Below are 15,469 nucleotides of genomic sequence, written 5' to 3' on the forward strand. Positions count from 1 at the left end.
GCGTTGCTGTTCGTCCGTCGTTGGACAATTGGAAAGATGCGCGAGGCGCATCGTCGGGAAGAGTGAAGCAATCTGCGCGCCAAATGGCGGGGCAGCCATTATTCTTTGTAGATAAAAGGAATTTTGTAGAGCCGTCACGGCGCAGCGCGACGTCTGTATCGGCGCCATGCCCAATAGGCGGGCGCCAGACCGATAAAAAACAGGCTATGGCTTGCGGCGAATGGGGAAGGCGGAGAGATAGGCGTCGAGGTTGCGGTCATCGAATTCCGGGCCGCAAAACGCCCCGATGGCGTCGCCGGAGCGCGGCGTCGCGGCCGCCGCGGGCAAAGCGGCGTCGAAGAGATCGGGGCGGAAGACGGCTTTCGCCGCGTCGAGAAGGGCGGATGAGACGGGCGCCTGTCCCCAGCGCGCCATTTGCGCATAGAGCCATGCGGCTTGAGTGGGGTCGGGCCGCTCGGCGGCTTCCTGGCCGAGCAGCAGATAGCGCGCATTCTCGCGCGTCGCGCCATCTGGCGCGATCTTGAGCCGGCCTTGCAGCGTCCGTAAAATCACATCGGCGTCGACGCCGACGCGATCGGGCCGCGCGAGCAGGGCGGCGATCTCATGCGGATCGGCGTCGGCGATGAAACGCGCGGCGCGATGCAGAGCGCGCAGCAGAGCGGCGACGACATTCGGGTGCTCGAGGGCGAAGCTCTCGCGCATGGCGAGCGATTTCTCCGCGCAGCGCGAGAACAGCTCGACCGAAAAATGCAGAATATGTCCGACGCCGAGATCGACGGCGACCGAATTCCATGGCGCGCCGACGCAAAAGCCGTCGACATGGCCCTGCGCCAAGCTGCCGACCATATAGGGCGGCGGCAGCACGACGAGGCGCACATCCTCATCCGGGTCGACGCCGCCGGCCGCCATCCAATAGCGCAATTGGTAATTGTGTCCCGAGAAGGGGAAGGTCATGCCGAAGGTCAGCGGCTCCGCCTGCGCGGCCTTGCGATCGGCGACGACGCGCGCGAGCGCTCGGGCTGTGGCCAGCGGATCGAGCGCATCGTCCTCGAGGCGCGCATTCATCGCCGCGTGCAGCGAAGGCGATACGGTGATGGCGTTGCCATTCATGGCGAGATTATAGGGCGCGACGATCGGCGTCTTCACATGGCCGACGCCGAGGCTGGAGGCGACGGCGATGGGCGCGAGAAGATGCGCGGCGTCGAACATGCCGATATTGAGCTTGTCGCGCACATTGGACCAGGAGACTTCCTGCACGAGCTCGACATCGAGCCTTTCCTGCGCGGCAAAGCCCTTGTCCACGGCGACGAAGAGCGCGGCGGCGTCCGCGAGCGGAATGAAGCCGATGCGTAAATGTTCGCGCTCCGCGGTCATTTGAACAGCTCCGAGGCGGTGATGATCGCCTGGGCGATCTCGAAAATCTTCTTCTTCTCGCGCATGGCCGTGCTGCGCATCAGCCGATAGGCGTCCTCCTCGCTGAGGTTCTTCGCCTTCATCAAAAGCCCCTTGGCGCGGTCGATCGTCTTGCGCTCTTCTATCTCCGATTTGGCGCGCGCCAATTCGTCCTGCAGGCGTGAGAAGGCGTTGAAGCGCGACACGCAGAGATCGAGAATGGATTTGATGCGCTCTTTCTTCAGCCCGTCGACGATATAGGCGGAGACGCCGGCGTCGACGGAAGCCTGAATGGAGGCGGCGTCGCTCTGATCGACGAACATTGCGACGGGCCGGCGCACGGCGCGGCTCACTTGGAACATCTGCTCCAATATGTCGCGGCTCGGGTTCTCGAGATCGATGAGGATGACATCCGGGTCGATCGCATAGATGCGCGCGAGCAGGCTGCGCATCTCAGCGATGCGCTCGACATTGGTGAAGCCGGCCTCGCGCAATCCATCCTCGAGGATCGCAGCCCGCACCGGACTCTCATCGACGATGACGATTTTCAAATCGACGCCTCCGCGACGCTGCGCCGCAGGCAGGCGCTAGCGAATATGCGGACGAATTACAAATGATTTCGACGGGAGGGGGAAGACATGAGATGGCCCCGCAGCGCTGAGGCTGGCGGGGCCGCTTGCTTCGCAGAATGCGAATCTCCGGAAAGCTCCAGATTCGGAAGATCGGGAGGCGTCGCGCTTGGCCTTCGCGTTTCGCCGCCCGTCGGGATGTCACGAATGTCGGCGCCCGAGGAAACCTGCGCTCGATTTCTTCGCCGCGCCCTCGACCTCAGCTGAGGTCAAACGGTGTGACCCGGTGGCGTCATGCTCCTCTCGCATGTATCGCTCGACTCGAGGCCTGCGTGCGTTGCCACGCTGGCCCGCCCATCGCGTTCTCATCCCTCGAGGTCCCGCTCGATCGGTTCGCCTCGGTCTCGGCTCGTCGCCGTTTTCCGCGGCCCCCTGTGACGCGATGATGAAATGGTGATCTCGATTCTGAATTTCGTCAAGCGCAGAATTGGTCGCAGCGAGGCGGTTTTCTTTTTGCGCGCGGCGCGCTACGCAATCGCTCCGACGAGGCCGGCGGGAGCGCCAATGCCGGTCCGACGGGAGACAAACGCATGCAAGCGGACAGTGACGGTTATTACTATTTCCTTACCTATAGCGGCGTGAGCCTTCCGCTCAAATTGACGTCGCCGCTCGATCCGAACGACCTCAACAATCGCAACACATTCTTTCGCGCCCGCTATGACGAGGCCGAGCGTCTGCTTTTGTGCGAGAAGATGGTCTATGGCGAGGTGGAGCTGCGCCACGCGTACGAATATCGCGCCGAGGGCGGCCTCGCCCGCGCGCTCATTCTGATGGGCGAGGACGAGACCGAGGTGCTGTTCGACGAGAATGGCAAGCAGACGGTGGCGTGAGCGCTAGTCACGCCTCGTCCGATTCACGCCTTGCCGAAGACGCGATCGAAGATCGTGTCGACATGCTTGAAGTGATAGGCGAGATCGAACAATTCATCGAGCTCCGCGGGCGAGAGCTTCGCGCTCACCTCGGCGTCGGCGCCGAGCAGCTTGCGGAACTCGCCTTCGCCGCGCCACACGGGCATGGCGTTGCGCTGCACCAGCGAATAAGCGTCCTCGCGCGAGACGCCCTTTTGCGTCAGCGCCAGCAGCACGCGCTGCGAATGCACGAGCCCGCCGAGGCGGTCGAGATTCTTCTGCATATTCTCCGGATAGATCATGAGCTGATCGATGACGCTGGTCAGGCGCGAGAGCGCGAAGTCGAGCGTCACTGTCGCGTCGGGACCGATATTGCGCTCGACGGAAGAGTGCGAAATGTCGCGCTCGTGCCATAGCGCGACATTCTCCAGCGCCGGCGTCACCATGCCGCGCACCAGCCGCGCGAGGCCGGTGAGATTTTCGGTGAGCACGGGATTGCGCTTGTGCGGCATGGCGGAAGAGCCCTTCTGCCCGGCCGAGAAATATTCCTCCGCCTCCAGCACCTCTGTGCGTTGCAGATGGCGGATCTCGATCGCCAGCCGCTCCACCGATGACGCCACGACGCCGAGCGTCGCGAAAAAGGCGGCGTGACGGTCGCGCGGAATGACCTGCGTCGAGACGGGCTCCACCGCGAGGCCGAGCTGCTTGGCGACATGCTCCTCGACGCGCGGATCGACATTGGCGAAAGTGCCGACGGCGCCGGAAATGGCGCAGGTCGCGACCTCCTTGCGCGCCGCGACGAGCCGCTCGCGCGAGCGCGTGAATTCGGCATAGGCTTGCGCGAGCTTCAGGCCGAAGGTCGTCGGCTCGGCGTGAATGCCATGCGAGCGGCCGATGGTCGGCGTATATTTGTGCTCCAGCGCGCGGCGCTTTATCGCGGCGAGCAATCCGTCGACATCGGCGATGAGAAGATCGGCTGCGCGCGCCAATTGCACGGCGAGGCAGGTGTCGAGCACGTCGGAGCTGGTCATGCCCTGATGCACGAAGCGTGAATCCGGGCCGATGAACTCGCCGAGATGGGTCAAAAAGGCGATGACGTCATGCTTGGTCACGCGCTCGATCTCGTCGATGCGGGCGACGTCGAAAGTGACGAAATCGGCCTTGTCCCAGATCGCCTTGGCGCTCTCCTTGGGGATGACGCCGATCTCGGCGAGCGCATCGCAGGCATAGGCCTCGATCTCGAACCAGATGCGAAAGCGCGTCTGCGGCTCCCAAATCTTGGTCATCTCGGGGCGGGAATAGCGAGGGATCATGGGCTTGGGCGTCCTTTTGGGAAAAGTCTTCGCGCGGCCGGTCGGCGGGAAGAGGATCGTTTAGGCCCTTCCGTGAGCAGAGTGAAGGGGGCGGGGCCGGCTCCGCTTCCTGTCCTTTGTGTCTTTGTGGTGAATAAACCACAAAGGGGAAAAGACGCGGCCTTGGCCGAAATATTGCTGCGGATGAGGCAACGCTTGCGCTAGCGTTCACCCGCCCGCGCCGCCATATTCCGCTTTTAGAATGTGTTCGCCCGGAGGACCTCATGCAGCAGACCGCCGATGTCGCCGTGCTGGGCGCGGGAATGGTCGGAGTCTCGGCCGCCCTGCATCTGCAGGCGCGGGGGCGAGACGTTGTTCTCGTCGACCGGCATGGCGCGGCCGGGCTCGAGACCAGTTTCGGCAACGCCGGGCTCATCGAGCGCGCCTCCATCTTCCCTTATCTCTTCCCGCGGGACTTCGGCGATCTCCTGCGCTATGCGCTCAATCTCTCGCCGCAGGCGCATTATCATTTCTCGGCCCTACCGAGCGTCGCGCCCTGGCTGTGGCGCTATTTCCGCGAGAGTTCGCCGGAGCGCGCCAAGCGTCACGCTCTGGACGCGCTGCCGCTGGTCGAGCGCTGCCTCGAGGAGCATGACGCGCTGATCCAGCTCTCGGGCGCTGGCGACATCGTGCGTCGCACCGGCTGGATCAAGCTCTATCGCAGCGAGAGGAGCCTCGCCAAAGGGATCGTCGACGCCGCCCGTCTGCGCGATTTTTCGCTGCGCGTCGAGGAGCTGGACGCCGCCGGCCTTTCGGCGCTGGAGCCCGACATAGCGCCCGTCGTCGGCGCGGTGCATTTTCGCGACACCGCCTCGGTCGCCGATCCATGCGCCGTTGCGCAGGCCTATGCGGAGCTGTTCCAGCGTCGCGGCGGGCGCTTTCTCGCCGGCGATGTGCGCGCGCTGGCGCAGACGCGCGACGGACATTGGAGCGCGCCCACCCATGACGGCGCGCTGATCGTGCGCGACGTCGTCGTCGCGCTCGGCCCCTGGTCGGATCAGATTTTCCGTCCGCTCGGCTATGATCTGCCCTTCGCGGTCAAGCGCGGCTATCACATGCATTACGGAACCGAGGAGGGCGCGCGGCTCTTCCATCCGGTTCTCGACGCCGACAATGGCTATGTGCTGGCCCCGATGACGCGCGGCGTGCGCCTCACCACCGGCGCGGAATTCGCGAGCCGCGACGCCAAGCCCACGCCGGTGCAGGTGGACAAGGACGAAATCCTCGCCCGCACGCTGTTTCCGCTCGGCGAGCGGCTGGACCCCAAGCCCTGGATGGGCTGCCGGCCCTGCTTCCCGGACATGCTGCCGATCATCGGCAAGGCGCCGCGCCATCAGGGGCTCTGGTTCGACTTCGGCCATCAGCATCATGGCTTCACGCTCGGCCCGGTGAGCGGCCGGCTGCTCGCCGAGATGATGACTGGAGAGACGCCTTTCACCGATCCGGCGCCCTATTCGGTCGATCGATTTCGATAAATCCACAGAGGAATTTCAGCGCCGAATGAGCGACCATTGCGCGCAGTGATTCGCCCCTGCGTCGCCGATCGATTTTTGTCGCAATTTCAAAAGCGTCCCGCGTCCCTCACGGGCGAGCCGATCATTTCATTGGGAGACGAGGATGAAGCTCTCGGCGTTTTTTCTCGGCGCGGCGCTCGCGCCTTTTCTGCTCGGCCATGCGGCGGCCGTCGAGGTCGCCGTCATTTACGAAGGCTTTCCGGGCTATGCCGGCTGCAAGGAGCGCGCCGACATGCAGCGCGTCATCGAGCTCGCGGAGCAATATGATCTCGAGGCGGCGCGGGAAATGATCCGCCGCGGCATAAAGAGCAAGGACTGCCGCGTGCTCGGCGGCGACATCATCGTCGAGGTGGTCCCGCCCTTCAGCCGGCTGGCGAAAGTGCATATGCGCGGCGATCCGGACGCTTATTGGATCATCCAATGATCAGCGGGCGGGCTTGGCGAGCGCCCGCTCGCCGAGCGTGACGAGCGCGGCCCGCAGCCTCTCGTCGGCGACGCCTTCGGTCGCGGCCTCCGCCTGCCGGCGCGCCGCGAGATCGACCGGCGGCTTCGCCGGCCGGACGCGTCGGGGCGCGAGCGGCTCCTGCTTCATCGTGACCTTGGCGACGCAGCGCCAGCCGAGATGCGTGTTCACGCGCTCGATGATGGCGGCGCTCATATGCTGAATGTCGAGCCCGAAACCGGGCTCGACGCGCAGCGCCAGAGTCGCCGGCTCGTCCTTCTTCTCGGTCGCGCGGTTTTTGGCGCCGGCTCGGTTCTCGTCGGCTGCGCGGTTTTTGGCGCCAGTTTGGTTCTCGTCGGCCGCGCGGTTTTTGGCGCCAGTTTGGTTCTCGTCGGCCGCGCGCCTTTTGGCGCGCGGCGGCCATTGCAGCTTCACCGGCTCGCAAATGGCGGCGACGCGCGCGCCGACGATCGCCTCCCAGCGCAGCAGCAGCGAGCTTTCGCTGAAGCCATGCCGCGCCGCCAGAGGATCCAGCGTCTTGTCGATGAATTCGCCGATGAGGCGCGATTGCCTGAATTTCGAGCGTCCCGTCGCCGCCCCGGTCATGGCCTGCTCCTTGCGCGATCGGCTCCGATCTCGGTAAGGACAGATTAGCCCATGCCGAGAGTCCCCGCCAAGTCGTCGGCCGGAAGGCCGTCCGCAGAAAAGCCGCCGCGGCCCGATCCGCGTGCGCTGCTCTCCTGGTACGACCGGAGCCGGCGCGATCTGCCCTGGCGCGCGGCGCCCGGCGAGCGGGCCGATCCTTACTCCGTCTGGCTGTCGGAAATCATGCTGCAGCAGACGACGGTGGAGGCGGTCAAACCCTATTTCCACGCTTTTCTCACCCGCTGGCCGAGCGTCGCGGCGCTGGCCGCCGCCCCGCTGGAGGAGGTGATGAAAGCCTGGGCCGGTCTCGGCTATTACGCCCGCGCCCGCAATCTCCACGCCTGCGCGCAACAGGTGGCTTTCGAGCGCGGCGGAATTTTCCCGTGGGAGGAGGGCGATCTTCTCTCGCTGCCCGGCGTCGGCCCCTATACGGCGGCGGCGGTGGCGGCCATCGCTTTCGATGCGCCATGCGTCGCCGTCGACGGCAATGTCGAGCGCGTCGTCGCCCGGCTCTTCGCCATCGACCGCCCGATCCGCGAGGCCAAGCGCGACTTGCGCGAGCAGGCGCAGACGCTGCTCCCCGCCGCGCGCTCCGGCGATTTCACGCAAGCGCTGATGGATCTCGGCGCGACGGTCTGCACGCCGCGCGCGCCGCGCTGTGATCTCTGCCCTTTCGCGCCCGCCTGCGCGGCGGCGCGGCGCGGAGAGACGGAGCGCTTCCCCGTCAAGGCCCAAAAGCTCGACAAGCCTTTGCGCCGCGGCGCGGCTTTCGTCGTGACCAGCGGCGGCGCGGCGTTGCTGCGCACGCGGCCGCCGCGCGGCCTGCTCGGCGGCATGAGCGAATTTCCCTCGACGCCCTTTCGCGTCGATTTCGACCCTTCCCGCGCCCGCGCCCATGCGCCCATGGCGGCGCGCTGGAAAGAGCTGCCCGGCGCCGTCGAGCATGTGTTCACGCATTTTTCGCTGCGTCTCACAATATTCGCCGCGACGCTTCCGGCGCCGCCGCCTTATATCGAGAACGGCCGTTGGACGCCGCTCGCGAGGCTTTCCGAGGAGGGGCTTCCGACCTTGATGCGAAAAGTGGCGATTCGGGCCGGATTGATTGTAGAGTGAGCGCGACAGCGGGAGCATCGGCATGGGGCGGCGCAAATCGATCGTGATCGAGATGACGGAAGGCGCGATCCGCGTCCTCTCCGGCGGCCATGTGCTGACCATCGTCAATACGGCCCCGCCGCCCGATGCGGACGAGGACACGGATTTCTTCATTCGCCTCGACGACATAGAGAATTGGGACGCGCCCGACGAGGAGATTTCCATCGACATTGTCGAGCTGCAGACAATTCTGGAGGCGATAGAGGAAGAGCTCGAACGTCACGGGCTCAGCGTGACGTTCGAGTGAGCGTCAGAACTCCACCCGCAGCGAGCCGAGGAATGTGCGCGGCGCGCCGGTCTGGATGGTGTAGCGGTCGTAAGACGCCGGGAAATATCTCGCATCGCCGATATTCTTCACATTCAGCTGCCCCGTGACGGTGAGGCCGGCGATCTGCGTCGTGTAGGAAATCATGCCGTTGACGATCGCATAGCCCGGCACGACGAAGGAATTCGCATTGTCTCCGAGATAGCTTTCGGAGACCGACACGCCGGCTCCGAGGCCAAGACCGCGGAAAGCGCCATCCGCCTCATATTTCACCCAGAGGTTGCCGTAATTGCGCGGGCTCCCCGCCAGCGTCTTTCCGGAGACGGCGAGCTGGGTCGTGATGAGCGTGAGCGGATTATAGGAGGGCGATCCCTCCACGGTGCGCACATCGTCATGCGTATAATTGGCGATCACGCTCCAATTGTCGTCGATGCGGCCGGTCAGATCGAATTCGAAGCCCTGGCTGCGGGCCTTGCCGATCAGCAGCGTGTTTCGCGTGTTCGTCGGATCGGTATAGGGGACGTTGGACTTGACGATATCGAAATAGGCCATCGTCAGCGAGAGGCGCTTGTCCAGGAGCTCCGCCTTGACGCCTGCTTCATATTGCTCGCCTTTCTGCGGAGCCAGAGGCGCGAGATTTTGCGTCGTGCCATTGTTCGCGCCGAAGGACTGCGTGAAATCGCCGAACAGCGAAATCCATGGAAGCGGCTGATAGACGACGCCGACACGCGGGCTGAAGGCGTTGGAGTAGACATTCACATAAGAGGCGCGCGCGGCATAGTCGGACGTGCCGATCTTGTTCGAGCCCGTTTCCGTCCAATCGTAGCGTCCGCCGAGCAGCACATGCACCGAATCGTCGAAGAAGGAGAGCATGTCCTGGCCGTAGACGCCGGTCCATTTCTGCCCCGCCGCGCCGTAGCTGGCCATCCCCCGATACGGGTTCTCGGGCAGCCAATAAGTGGGCGCATAAATATTGATCGCTCTGATCGGACTGAAGAAATAGGAGATATTCACCGGCAGGTAGGTTCCGAAATAATCATATCCGAGCAGCACGGAATGCTCGATCGGCCCGGTCGTGAAACGGCCCTTCAGATCGACATTGGCGCCGAAGCTGTCCTCGCCATAGCCCGGCAGGAAGTTCACCGTGCGGCTCATCACGCCCGTCGCCTGATTGACGCCCATTATTTGCAGATTCTCGTTGTTCGTGTCGATGTGGTAATAGCTGAGCCGGTTCGTCAGGCTCCAGCCGGGAAGGAATTCGTAAGTCGCGTCATAGGCGATGCGCTTGCGCTCGAAATGGTTGGGCGTCGATTTCATAATGGACGGCTCGCCCAAATATCGGCTCACCGGAATATTGGCCGGAGCGCCGCCGATCGCAGGGAAGATCGGATAGTCGTCGACATAGGTCTTGTTCTGATATTCGAAATCGATATTCACCTTGAATTGTTCGGTCGGACGAATCGTGATCGTCGGCGCGATGAAGAGATTCCGGTCGGTCACGAAATTGCGGTAGGAATCGGTGCTGTAGAATTCGCCGTTGAATCGGTAGAGAACGCTCTTTTCATCGTTCAGCGGTCCGGTGGCGTCGACCGTCGTTCGCGTCTCGCCGAAGGATTTTACCTGTTGATGCAATGAAAAATAGGGCGTCTCGAGCGGCCGCTTGACGACCAGATTGATGATGCCGCCGGGCTCGCCTCTGCCGAACAGCATGGCTGCCGGACCTTTCAGCACTTCGATCGATTGAAGATTCGTCGTGTCGAGGTTGCGCAGCCTATATTCCATCAGCCCGTTCTTGTAGACGTTGCCGACGGTGTTGTAGAAGCCGCGCACCTTGAACAGCTCGATGGCGCTGATGCCCTGCGTCACGCCGCTGACATTGGAGACCAGCGCGTCATTGACGCTGATCGCCTGCTGATCGTCCATCGTCTGGCGCGTCACCACCTCGACGGCGATGGGCGTCTTCAAGAGCGGCGTGTCGACCTTCAATGTCGCCGGCGCGCTCATGGCGTTATAGCCCGTGTAGCGATCGCCCGGTCCCGGCGCCGGACGGGCGCGTGCGTCGTCGCCGCGTCCATTCGTCTGCGCGCCAATGTCGATCGTCGGCAGCGGCGTCGCGCCGCTGGCGTCGGTCTGCGTCCCATTGTCGTTCTGCGCCAGCACGATCGACACCGCCTGCCCGTCGCGCGAGAACTCATAAGTGAGGCCGGTGCCCGCCAGCAGCGCGCCGAGCGCCTCGCGCACCGAATATTTGCCGGAAAGGCCGGGCGTCATGCGCCCATGGGTGAGGCGCGCGTCATAGAGCACATGGAGATCGTTCTCATCGGCGATCACATTCAGCGCCGAAGCCACCGAGCCCGCGGGAATGCGATAGGTCTGAATGGCTCCCGAGCGCTCCTGCGGCGCAATAGCGGCCTGCGCAGGAGAATCCGAGACTCCCGCTCCCGTCATCAAGGCGCCGAACGCCGCCGCCGCGACCGTCGAACCCATATTCGCTTTTCCTCGCCGCTCGCCGCGCGCCGCTTGCCTCGCCATGTCTCCGCATCTCCTCGTCGATCGTCCGCCTCGGGGCGCTCGAGAGCCCCTGTCTTGCTGGACGCGGTGGATGCGAAAAACGAAACGTCGCGGAGCAAATTTTTTTCGTGCGCGGCGAAACGCCTCAGCCGTGGAGAAGGATCAGATAGTCGGTGACATGGAATGCGCGCAGGCCGAGAAAAGCCTCGATCTCGCGCAGCGCCTGGGCCGGATTCTCGGCGTCGAAGACGCCGGTCACGCGCCGGGCGCAGCTCGCTTCGCCGAGACAATAGACATAGCCGCGCCGGTGGCGGCCGAGCGCCGCCAGCACTTCGCCGAGCGGCCTGTTCTCGAAGATCAGCCTGCCGCGACGCCAGGCGGTGGCGCGCTTGACGTCGACGGCTTCGGGCCGCGCGGCGCGCTCGGCGGAAAAGGCGCTCTGCGCGCCTTCCTCGACCACTACGGAGCCGCCGCCGCTCGCCACCGCCACGCCGTGCTCGGTGACAGTGACGCGAGCCTCGCCTTTGTCCATGGCGATGTCGAAAGCCGTGCCGAGCGCCGTCACCGACCCGCCGGCCGCCTCCACGACGAAAGGACGCGCGGCGTCGGGCGCGACCTGGAACCAGGCCTCTCCCTCGAGCAGCGTCAGCCGCCGGCGGCCGGGCTCGAAATGCAAGGCGATGGCCGAGCGCGCGTCGAGCTCGACGCGCGAGCCATCCTCCAGCGTCACGCTCTTGCGCTCTCCCACGCCGGCGTAGATATCGGCGCGCAGCCAGGTCGCGAGATCGTCGAAGCCGACCGCCAGGGCGAGGCAGAGCGCGGCGGCGATGGTCGCCGCGCCGGCCAGCGCGGGGCGGCGGGAGGCGGGGCGGGGCTCGGCCCGCCGGTTCGGCGCGAGGCTCTCCACGAAGCCGCACATTTCGGCCATATCGTCGAAGGCCGCGGCATTGGCCGGATCGGCGGCCCGCCAAGCGTCGAATTCGGCCTTCTCGGCGGCCGAAAGCGCATCGGCTCGCATCCGTATCCACCAATTGACGGCGGCGACGCGCGGGCTGTCGTGATCGAAACCGTCGCTATAGTCGGTCATTGGTCTCGGCCATCGATCGGCGCGGCTCCTCCGCCGGCTGCTGTCTCATAGGACGCGCCGGAACGGAAAACGAAACGGGGGCGCGAAAAAAAATCAATCGAGCGCCGCCCGGCAGCGCAGCAGCGCGAGTCGCAAATGCCGGCGCGCCATCGTCTCGGAAATGCCGAGCCGCCGCGCCGCCTCGTTCACGGAGACGCCTTCGTGCATCACCAGCAGGCAGACCTCGCGGCAGCGGGGCGGCAGCGCGTCGATCGTCTCCAGCACGATGCGCGTCTTGTGGCGGCGATCGAGCGATTCTTCCGGCGTCGCCGCTTCCGAGGGCGTTTCGACGGGCGGATCGCCGAAATCGAGATAGCGCGTCTCGGTCTTGCGCCGGCGGGCGAAATCCCTGGTGAGATTGACGGCGATCTGTTTCAGAAAGGCCGTCGAATCGTCGACATTCTCGAAGCGGTCGTGGCGCAGCGCGCGCACGAAGGTCTCCTGAAGCAGATCCGAGGCCTCCTCGCGTCCGACCCGGCGCGTCAAAAAAGTGAGCAGACCGCGTTTGTTGCGGAGGAAAAGCTCGCGGAACGAGGTGAATTTGCTGTCCGACATACGCGGCGTCCGGATGCGTGCGGAGGGAATGCGGCGAAAGGAGCGCGGCGCCGTCGCGTGAAATCGGCGCGATCAGGCGCCGAGCGGCGGCGCGCGCGACGACCAGGAGCCGTTCCATGCAGACCGGACAGGAGTCGGAGTCTCGATGAGCCGCGGCGCTGCGACGGCCGGCGGCGCATAGGGCAAGACCATGCCGAGCCGCAGGGGCGCGACGGCGGCGCCCGCCGCGGCTCCTTCGCACGCGGCGGGGCACATGTCGCAATGATGGCGTCCGCCCGCCGGACGGCCGTCCGCATCGGCGTCATGGGTCGCATCATGGGTGACGGAACGGCAGAGCCGATCGGCCGCGGACGCGCCGTCGAGGCGCGCCGAGCCGGAGGCGGCGACGGCGAACGCCTGCGCGAGACAAAGCGCGACGATCCCGCTCAGCATGAGCGCGCGCGCCGTCCACCGCAAATTGGCCCAAAGCTTCGCCATGCCGGAAAAGGTCCATGATCGGCGGGCGGCCGTCAAGAGCCGAGGCGCCGCCCGTGTCGGCGGCGCGACGGCACTCTACAAGTGGGCGCGTCATGAGCGTCCGCGCGGCCCTGCGGCGTCACTTCACGAATTTGATGGCCGCGAGAACGAGGCCGCCGATCGCGACGACGGCTGCGAAAAGCCATCGGGCGATATCCGCGCGGAGATTCGCCGCCGTCGTCTCGATTTTCGTCTCGAGCCGCAGCTCGGCCTCGCGCAAGTCGGCCTTCGTCGCCACAGAGTCGCGCAACGCCGCGTCCAGCGCGTCCGCCTGGGCGCGCGCCTGCTTGTCGTCGAAGCCGGCTTCTCTGAGCCGATCGATATAGGCGAGACGATCGAAGGTAATGGCGGGCGAAGTCATGCTCATAGGATAGGCGCAGGCAAGACCGGAATCAATCGACGAGCTTTTTCCGCCGCCGCCGCCCGGCCCCTCGCCGTTTCGCGAAAAACAGGAGAAAGTGCTAGAATTTCAAGTGGCTGACAAGGCAGTCGTCCGCGAACCGGTCTGCGCGTGCAATTCCCTGCTAACAGGGAAAATAACAGGGAATTTCGCAAAAATCGCGCATTTCGTCCAAAACTGATCCTTTGAAAGGATCTTAGATCAATGTGATAGGGAAAAATTCCCTAATACTCGGAATAGGGAATTTTTTCGAGCAAATAGGGAACCGCGCGCGGAAAAAACTGGGCGCTTCGATCAACTCTGCTTTTTTTGCTGGTATGAGTGTCATAAGGGTGTGTGTCCTCGCGGCCCGTGTTCATCGGGCGGCAAAGTGCGCCCATGGGCCCACGACCATCTGCTCGGGTTCCGCTTACGGGCGGCACAGCTCCAGTGCAAATGCGATGGCATTCCGATGCGAATGGGCTTGGTTACATACGGCTTTCATTGGGCGCGGGACCCGCCGCCGATCAGCAAGGCATGTTAGTCAATTCGCGTGTTCCGGAGAGGGCATTCGCTAACGACTCACAGATGATGTCCATTTGAGGGTGTTATGCACACTTTGATCATGATTTCACCGGCGCGCAGATCTGAGTCTTGACAGTCTAACACCCTATGCGCAGCTTGGGCCGCAAGTGGCTGCTTGGGACGTTGTCGCTGATCGATCCAGCGAGGATTTACGAGGTTTTTTTGCCTATGACCAGTGTCGAATTCGACATCGCGAAGAAGTTCCTCGATAACATCAAGAAGGCGCGCGACGGCCTGCTTCAAATTCGCGCCTTCCAACAGGGGTGGGTCTCGGACAACGATGGGCGCAAGGGGCTGCTCACAGACGTCTTGCCGTCCTTCCCCGCCTGCGCGAACAGGGCGGCCTGATCGAATGTCGTCTCTTGGATGGATTGACTTCGACGAAGCGGAGCGCCAGCGCGCGCAACGCATCATGGCGCTCCTTCAGGAACGCGAGAGCCGGGATGAGCTAGGATTGGGAGCGATCCGCGATTCCATTGCCGATCATCTTTTCCCGGGCACGAGCACGATCCAGACCCGTCTACGCTATATGCTTTTCATTCCCTGGTTGTTTCGTACACTTGAGAGCAATGAGCTTTCCGAGGCACAATTTCGTGAGCAAGCTCGGCGACTGGAAGTCGACTTTATCAAATCCCTACAGAATGGCGGTGAGACTAAAGGCGTCTTCGGCATCGACGCCGGAGCCCGCCTGCAAAGGTTGCCGAGTTCGGTCTACTGGGCGGGGCTCGGCGCTTGGGGCATCCGGGTGTTTCCAGGTTCGATCGACAGTCTTTTTGTGGCCTTGCGAGGCCGCGGGCGTTTGCGCGGCGGTTCCGACGACGACGAGACACTGGTCAATTCGCATGCGCTCGCCATCTGGTCGCCGGCCTTGCCGCAGATGCCGAAAGATCTGCTGGAGCGGGCCGTCTTTCGCTTGACCACGGAAGAGGCACAATTTCTCATCGATCGCCTGGTCGCGACACAGCCGGCGTCGCTTCTGACGACGCTGGCGCGCAATGGCGACGACGCCGACTGCGACTACATCTGGACCCACCCGCATCTGTCGGCGTTCCCGGCTCCCGCGCGCCGCCTTGTCCAGCACGGCGAAATCTTCTCGCAGGTCATGCACGGAGCCGCGCTGCTCTACAACCTTGCCCTGAGCGAATTGCGGGAGCGCGACGACTGGAAGGACGACTACCGCGAACTCCTTAAGTTCTGGGTCGACGAACTCGATCTCGGCGCGGTCCGCGCTTGGTCGCTCGACGACTTCTGGAGCGTCGTGGAGCACCCGGCCCACGCCATCCGTCAACCCGCAAAGAACTTCGTGACCCAGTGGCGTGATTTTGTTTTGGGCGGGACGATGGAGGCGATCACATCGCCGTCGGCACGGCGGCTCGTCGAGGATCGCGAACGCCGCCTGAAAACCAGCCAGTCCCGCTATGCCAATCACGCGGTTCGCGACCGCTGGTCGGGCGCATCCGGCACCGAGCGTCTCACTTTCCGCTGGGCGCAGGCCAGATCACACCTAACATTACAGTTGCTTTTTTAGATGGGCTCGCCTTGCTTCGGCTTGGTGCGC

General features: G+C 64.2%; 16 protein-coding genes. 7 read left to right on the forward strand and 9 right to left on the reverse strand.

Going from position 1 to position 15,469, the window contains the following annotated elements:
* Window positions 1-204: 204 nt before the first annotated feature.
* Entirely contained in the window at window positions 205-1,374 is a 1,170-nt protein-coding gene (locus tag KP010_RS14995) for a CmpA/NrtA family ABC transporter substrate-binding protein (RefSeq protein WP_142863262.1), read from the reverse strand.
* Window positions 1,371-1,943, reverse strand: coding sequence for an ANTAR domain-containing response regulator (locus tag KP010_RS15000; protein ID WP_108916027.1), 573 nt, complete (start codon window positions 1,941-1,943; stop codon window positions 1,371-1,373). The genes KP010_RS14995 and KP010_RS15000 overlap by 4 nt, the downstream gene beginning before the upstream one ends.
* A gap of 608 nt (window positions 1,944-2,551) precedes the next feature.
* Between KP010_RS15000 and KP010_RS15005 the strand changes: the two genes are divergently transcribed.
* Window positions 2,552-2,851 carry a DUF6156 family protein gene (locus tag KP010_RS15005; RefSeq protein ID WP_024878631.1) on the forward strand — a complete coding sequence of 100 codons (300 nt, stop codon included), beginning with the start codon at window positions 2,552-2,554 and terminating at the stop codon, window positions 2,849-2,851.
* Between the two features lie 23 nt (window positions 2,852-2,874).
* Here the strand turns inward: KP010_RS15005 and purB are convergent, their stop codons facing one another.
* Entirely contained in the window at window positions 2,875-4,182 is a 1,308-nt protein-coding gene (gene purB / locus KP010_RS15010; RefSeq protein ID WP_024878632.1) for an adenylosuccinate lyase, read from the reverse strand.
* A gap of 263 nt (window positions 4,183-4,445) precedes the next feature.
* Here purB and KP010_RS15015 point away from each other — a divergent pair, with 263 nt between their 5' ends.
* Window positions 4,446-5,696, forward strand: a complete 1,251-nt coding sequence (locus KP010_RS15015; RefSeq protein WP_142863261.1) for an FAD-binding oxidoreductase — start codon at window positions 4,446-4,448, stop codon at window positions 5,694-5,696.
* A gap of 142 nt (window positions 5,697-5,838) precedes the next feature.
* Window positions 5,839-6,159, forward strand: coding sequence for a hypothetical protein (locus KP010_RS15020; protein ID WP_142863260.1), 321 nt, complete (start codon window positions 5,839-5,841; stop codon window positions 6,157-6,159).
* On the opposite strand, the gene KP010_RS15025 is transcribed toward KP010_RS15020, so the two are convergent.
* Window positions 6,160-6,783 carry a DUF721 domain-containing protein gene (locus tag KP010_RS15025; RefSeq protein ID WP_142863259.1) on the reverse strand — a complete coding sequence of 208 codons (624 nt, stop codon included), beginning with the start codon at window positions 6,781-6,783 and terminating at the stop codon, window positions 6,160-6,162.
* Between the two features lie 51 nt (window positions 6,784-6,834).
* Between KP010_RS15025 and mutY the strand changes: the two genes are divergently transcribed.
* A complete protein-coding gene (gene mutY / locus KP010_RS15030; protein ID WP_142863258.1) occupies window positions 6,835-7,935 on the forward strand; it encodes an A/G-specific adenine glycosylase in 1,101 nt (366 codons plus the stop codon).
* A 22-nt stretch (window positions 7,936-7,957) separates the two neighbouring features.
* On the forward strand, window positions 7,958-8,221 hold the full coding sequence (locus tag KP010_RS15035) for an Imm74 family immunity protein (RefSeq protein WP_142863257.1): 264 nt from the start codon (window positions 7,958-7,960) through the stop codon (window positions 8,219-8,221).
* 3 nt (window positions 8,222-8,224) lie between these two features.
* Here the strand turns inward: KP010_RS15035 and KP010_RS15040 are convergent, their stop codons facing one another.
* From KP010_RS15040 to KP010_RS15060, 5 genes are all read right to left on the reverse strand, one after another.
* Complete coding sequence (locus KP010_RS15040; RefSeq protein WP_142863256.1) at window positions 8,225-10,726, reverse strand: TonB-dependent receptor; 2,502 nt, start codon at window positions 10,724-10,726, stop codon at window positions 8,225-8,227.
* 169 nt (window positions 10,727-10,895) lie between these two features.
* Window positions 10,896-11,837, reverse strand: a complete 942-nt coding sequence (locus tag KP010_RS15045) for a FecR family protein (protein WP_142863255.1) — start codon at window positions 11,835-11,837, stop codon at window positions 10,896-10,898.
* 93 nt (window positions 11,838-11,930) lie between these two features.
* Window positions 11,931-12,431 (reverse strand): RNA polymerase sigma factor, encoded by a 501-nt coding sequence (locus tag KP010_RS15050; RefSeq protein WP_142863254.1) that lies wholly within the window; start codon window positions 12,429-12,431, stop codon window positions 11,931-11,933.
* Between the two features lie 72 nt (window positions 12,432-12,503).
* Window positions 12,504-12,908 carry a DUF2946 family protein gene (locus KP010_RS15055; protein WP_142863253.1) on the reverse strand — a complete coding sequence of 135 codons (405 nt, stop codon included), beginning with the start codon at window positions 12,906-12,908 and terminating at the stop codon, window positions 12,504-12,506.
* Window positions 12,909-13,026: 118 nt separating this feature from the next.
* Window positions 13,027-13,314, reverse strand: a complete 288-nt coding sequence (locus KP010_RS15060; RefSeq protein ID WP_142863252.1) for a hypothetical protein — start codon at window positions 13,312-13,314, stop codon at window positions 13,027-13,029.
* Between the two features lie 765 nt (window positions 13,315-14,079).
* Between KP010_RS15060 and KP010_RS15065 the strand changes: the two genes are divergently transcribed.
* Both KP010_RS15065 and KP010_RS15070 read left to right on the forward strand, forming a co-directional pair.
* Window positions 14,080-14,259, forward strand: a complete 180-nt coding sequence (locus KP010_RS15065) for a hypothetical protein (RefSeq protein ID WP_216281033.1) — start codon at window positions 14,080-14,082, stop codon at window positions 14,257-14,259.
* Between the two features lie 4 nt (window positions 14,260-14,263).
* Window positions 14,264-15,439 (forward strand): DUF6361 family protein, encoded by a 1,176-nt coding sequence (locus KP010_RS15070; RefSeq protein ID WP_216281035.1) that lies wholly within the window; start codon window positions 14,264-14,266, stop codon window positions 15,437-15,439.
* Window positions 15,440-15,469 lie beyond the last annotated feature (30 nt).

Source organism: Methylosinus sp. KRF6, assembly GCF_018887255.1.
GTDB lineage: Bacteria > Pseudomonadota > Alphaproteobacteria > Rhizobiales > Beijerinckiaceae > Methylosinus > Methylosinus sporium.

Bases quoted from the DNA above. Each gene is read 5' to 3' on its own strand.
- KP010_RS15015 (WP_142863261.1), top strand. From the start codon at position 4,446: ATGCAGCAGACCGCCGATGTCGCCGTGCTGGGCGCGGGAATGGTCGGA.
- KP010_RS14995 (WP_142863262.1), bottom strand. From the start codon at position 1,374: ATGACCGCGGAGCGCGAACATTTACGCATCGGCTTCATTCCGCTCGCG.
- KP010_RS15065 (WP_216281033.1), top strand. From the start codon at position 14,080: ATGACCAGTGTCGAATTCGACATCGCGAAGAAGTTCCTCGATAACATC.
- KP010_RS15040 (WP_142863256.1), bottom strand. From the start codon at position 10,726: ATGGGTTCGACGGTCGCGGCGGCGGCGTTCGGCGCCTTGATGACGGGA.
- KP010_RS15045 (WP_142863255.1), bottom strand. From the start codon at position 11,837: ATGACCGACTATAGCGACGGTTTCGATCACGACAGCCCGCGCGTCGCC.
- KP010_RS15055 (WP_142863253.1), bottom strand. From the start codon at position 12,908: ATGGCGAAGCTTTGGGCCAATTTGCGGTGGACGGCGCGCGCGCTCATG.
- KP010_RS15020 (WP_142863260.1), top strand. From the start codon at position 5,839: ATGAAGCTCTCGGCGTTTTTTCTCGGCGCGGCGCTCGCGCCTTTTCTG.
- KP010_RS15070 (WP_216281035.1), top strand. From the start codon at position 14,264: ATGTCGTCTCTTGGATGGATTGACTTCGACGAAGCGGAGCGCCAGCGC.
- KP010_RS15050 (WP_142863254.1), bottom strand. From the start codon at position 12,431: ATGTCGGACAGCAAATTCACCTCGTTCCGCGAGCTTTTCCTCCGCAAC.
- mutY (WP_142863258.1), top strand. From the start codon at position 6,835: ATGCCGAGAGTCCCCGCCAAGTCGTCGGCCGGAAGGCCGTCCGCAGAA.
- KP010_RS15035 (WP_142863257.1), top strand. From the start codon at position 7,958: ATGGGGCGGCGCAAATCGATCGTGATCGAGATGACGGAAGGCGCGATC.
- KP010_RS15060 (WP_142863252.1), bottom strand. From the start codon at position 13,314: ATGAGCATGACTTCGCCCGCCATTACCTTCGATCGTCTCGCCTATATC.
- KP010_RS15025 (WP_142863259.1), bottom strand. From the start codon at position 6,783: ATGACCGGGGCGGCGACGGGACGCTCGAAATTCAGGCAATCGCGCCTC.
- KP010_RS15005 (WP_024878631.1), top strand. From the start codon at position 2,552: ATGCAAGCGGACAGTGACGGTTATTACTATTTCCTTACCTATAGCGGC.
- purB (WP_024878632.1), bottom strand. From the start codon at position 4,182: ATGATCCCTCGCTATTCCCGCCCCGAGATGACCAAGATTTGGGAGCCG.